This is a genomic window from Paraburkholderia sp. (assembly GCF_050742655.1).
In the GTDB taxonomy this organism is placed as follows: domain Bacteria; phylum Pseudomonadota; class Gammaproteobacteria; order Burkholderiales; family Burkholderiaceae; genus Paraburkholderia.
The window spans coordinates 1-2,818 of record NZ_JBOIGG010000054.1 but is presented as its reverse complement, the minus strand read 5'-3'; the positions used below and the strand labels follow the sequence as shown (position 1 = coordinate 2,818).

The following is a 2,818-nucleotide window of genomic DNA, read 5'->3' as shown; positions in this document are numbered from 1 at the left end:
CAGCAACTGAAGGCACTGCTGCTGCGTATTTCGCGCAAGGAAGGCCAGCGTTTCACGGCAAGGCGGTCCATGGTTTCAGGCCATGTCGGTCCACTGCTCGTGATGCAGGACGTGTGTGACTTTCTCGCAGTGCTGAGCGTGCGTCAACAGCGCGATGGTTATCCACGGGCCCGCGCGCGGGCTCACTAAAGCCCGTGCGCGCGGGACGGTGGGTAACCGGATGGGAAGAGTCGGATCGGAGCGGTTCGGAGTTTTCTGCGGTTTTGATAACACAGCGACCTCCTATGGTGCCCCAGGAGCGGCGATCTCGATCGACCCGGTAGCTTGACTACCCCCGTTTCTGGCAGCTTTGGCGCGGATAGATTTGAGCTTGCGGATCGACTCACCGCTTAAGTCCAGGTGATAGGCGTTGTGTACCACGCGGTCCAAGATGGCATCCGCCAGAGTGGGATCATCCAGGAAGGCATGCCATTGCTTGACGTCCAGTTGGCTGGTGATGATGGTGGCAGACTTGTCGTAGCGGTCGTCGAGGATTTCCAGCAGATCGCGCTTGCTCTGGTCCGAGAGCGGAGCGATAGCGAAGTCATCGATCAGCAGTAGGTCTGCTTTGGCGAGGGCGCGCAGGAAGCTCGAGCGGCGTTGGAAGGCATGTGCACGAGAGAGTTCATCGATCAGGCGCGGCAAGCGGAAGCAGCGCACGCTGTAATCGGCGCGACAGGCCGCATGCGCAAGCGCTGCACCGATAAATGACTTGCCGATGCCGGTGGGGCCGGTGATCAGGACGTTCAGATGCCGGCCGATCCAGGCGAGATCGCGCACGGTACTGATGAGCGCCGGATCCAGGTTCCTCGATATCCGGGTGTCCAGGTCCTCCAAGCACGCTGGCTGCGGGAGCGTCGCCACCCGCAGGCGCTGGCTGAGTCGGTAGTTGTCGCGCTCGGCGAGCTCATGCTGCAGCAGCAGAGCTAAGCGCTCTTCGAAGCGCAGCGCGCCGATATCCGGATCACTCAACTGCCGTTCGAGGGCGCTGAGCATGCCATGGAGTTTGAGCTTCTTGAGTAGTTGTAGGAGCGGTTCGATCAACATGGAAGTTTCTCCTTCAGGGGCAGCTGGAAGTAATCGGCGCCGCGCACGTTCGGATGCATTCCGAGGGGTGAACGGACCGTTGCGTGGACACTGTGAGCGGGACGTTGGATCAGCTCGTGCACGGCGCGGTAGCCGTACAGGCCGTGTTCGAGGGCGAGGCTGGCGGTTTGCTCGAGTCGCTCGGGGCTGAAGTCCTGCGCCAGGCGCAGCACCCCGAGGGCTTCGCGGATCACTTCGCCCGGATGTCGTTTGTGGCGCAATTGACGCTCGAGGATCTCGCGCGTCGCCGCCCCGATGCGGGCCGCGCGCGCGAGCAGCGTATCGATGCCGAGCGCCAGGTAGGCGCGATGCTCGGGCGGGCGATGGGCCTCAAGCGTCAGGCGCTGATAGCGGCGGGTGGCACGCGCATGGGTGGCGATACTCGCCCCGCGCAGGAAGATCTCCACGGTGTGAGCCGAGAGACGCGCGTCCAGGCGTTGGCCTACCAGGCTGTAATGAACCGAGTAATACGCGCGTCCCACTTCAATGTGGTGGTCCGGATGCACCCGCGCACCGATCCTCCACTCGGCGTATTCGTAGCGCCGCAGTGGCAGGGCTTGAGCGGCGGGACGTTCCTCGCTTTCAAACACGCTGGCGCGGCTACCTTCGCGTTTCTGGAAGGGCTCGGTGTTGATCTCGGCCACGATCTGGCTGATCGCCGTGTTCAACTCTGCCAGACTGAGGAACTGCCGATCGCGCAGTGCTCCGAGGATGCGTCGCTCTGCGATGAGCACCCCATTTTCGACGGCGGCTTTATCGCGGGGCTTTCTCACCCGTGCCGGGAGCACCGCCAGCGCGTAATGTTCGGCCAACTCCGCATAGGCGCGATTGAACTGCGGATCGTAGCGCAGCGCTTTCTTCACCGCCGTCGTGCAGTTGTCCGGCACCAGGGCACGCGGGGCGGCATTGAATGCCTCCAGCGCCCGCACGTGCGCGCCGAGCCAGTCGGCCGAGCTCTGCGTACGCGTGGCCTCGGCGTAGAGGCGGGCGCTGTACGGCCACACGGCGACGAACAGCCAAGCCTTCTGCGCCACGCCAGTCGTCGGATCGGTGAAAAAGGCCGGATCGCCGGCGTAGTCGACGAACAACCGGTCCCCGGGGGTGTGCGTGAGCGATAGAGTCACGCCGCGGCTGCGTCGCCACTGTTGGAACTTCACGCAAAAGGCGGTGTACTTGAGCCCCTCAGGGTGTCGCGCCAGGTACTCACGCCACAGCTGGCGGCGCGTGACATGTTTGCGCCTCAGTTCCCGCTCGATCCATTCAAAATCCGGCGCCGGGTGCACCTCGATGCCCGGCGGCCGGCGCGGATAGAGCAGCGTCTCAAGCGCCGCGTCGTCTTTATCGGCTGGCGGCGGCCACCCCACCCCGGCACGCTCGGCTCGCCACAGGCAGATCTGCACGCTCGAACGCGCGCAATCGATGCTCTGAGCGATCTGTCGCTCGCTGAACCCCTCGGCCCGCAGCCGCAATACTTCTCGAATCTTGCGCATGGACAACCTTTCTTGGCCCACCGTCGATCTCCTCCCGTTGGGAAACGGAGACCACGGTAACCGTGGTTGTCCTACCTCACGAACTGGACCGACATGCCGTGAAATGCTGGACCGACATGCCGTGAAATCCCTGGCCGGCATGGCCTGAAATGCTGGACCGACATGCCGTGAAACCGTGGACCGACTTCGCCTGAATTACGCAG

3 protein-coding genes are annotated in these 2,818 nt (G+C 63.7%); 1 reads left to right on the top strand and 2 read right to left on the bottom strand.

What is annotated here, in order from left to right; translation table 11 throughout:
- On the top strand, positions 1 to 189 hold a 189-nt coding region (locus ACREXZ_RS30675; protein ID WP_431767887.1), incomplete at its 5' end, for a hypothetical protein.
- 93 nt (positions 190 to 282) lie between these two features.
- Here ACREXZ_RS30675 and istB read toward each other — a convergent pair.
- The gene (gene istB, locus ACREXZ_RS30670; protein WP_431767886.1) at positions 283 to 1,086 is read right to left on the bottom strand and encodes an IS21-like element helper ATPase IstB; all 804 of its coding nucleotides are present in this window, start codon (positions 1,084 to 1,086) and stop codon (positions 283 to 285) included.
- Positions 1,080 to 2,615, bottom strand: coding sequence for an IS21 family transposase (gene istA, locus ACREXZ_RS30665; protein WP_431767885.1), 1,536 nt, complete (start codon positions 2,613 to 2,615; stop codon positions 1,080 to 1,082). Before istA ends, istB begins: the two co-directional genes overlap by 7 nt.
- Between the last annotated feature and the right edge of the window lie 203 nt (positions 2,616 to 2,818).

Bases quoted from the DNA above. Each gene is read 5' to 3' on its own strand.
- istB (WP_431767886.1), bottom strand. From the start codon at position 1,086: ATGTTGATCGAACCGCTCCTACAACTACTCAAGAAGCTCAAACTCCAT.
- istA (WP_431767885.1), bottom strand. From the start codon at position 2,615: ATGCGCAAGATTCGAGAAGTATTGCGGCTGCGGGCCGAGGGGTTCAGC.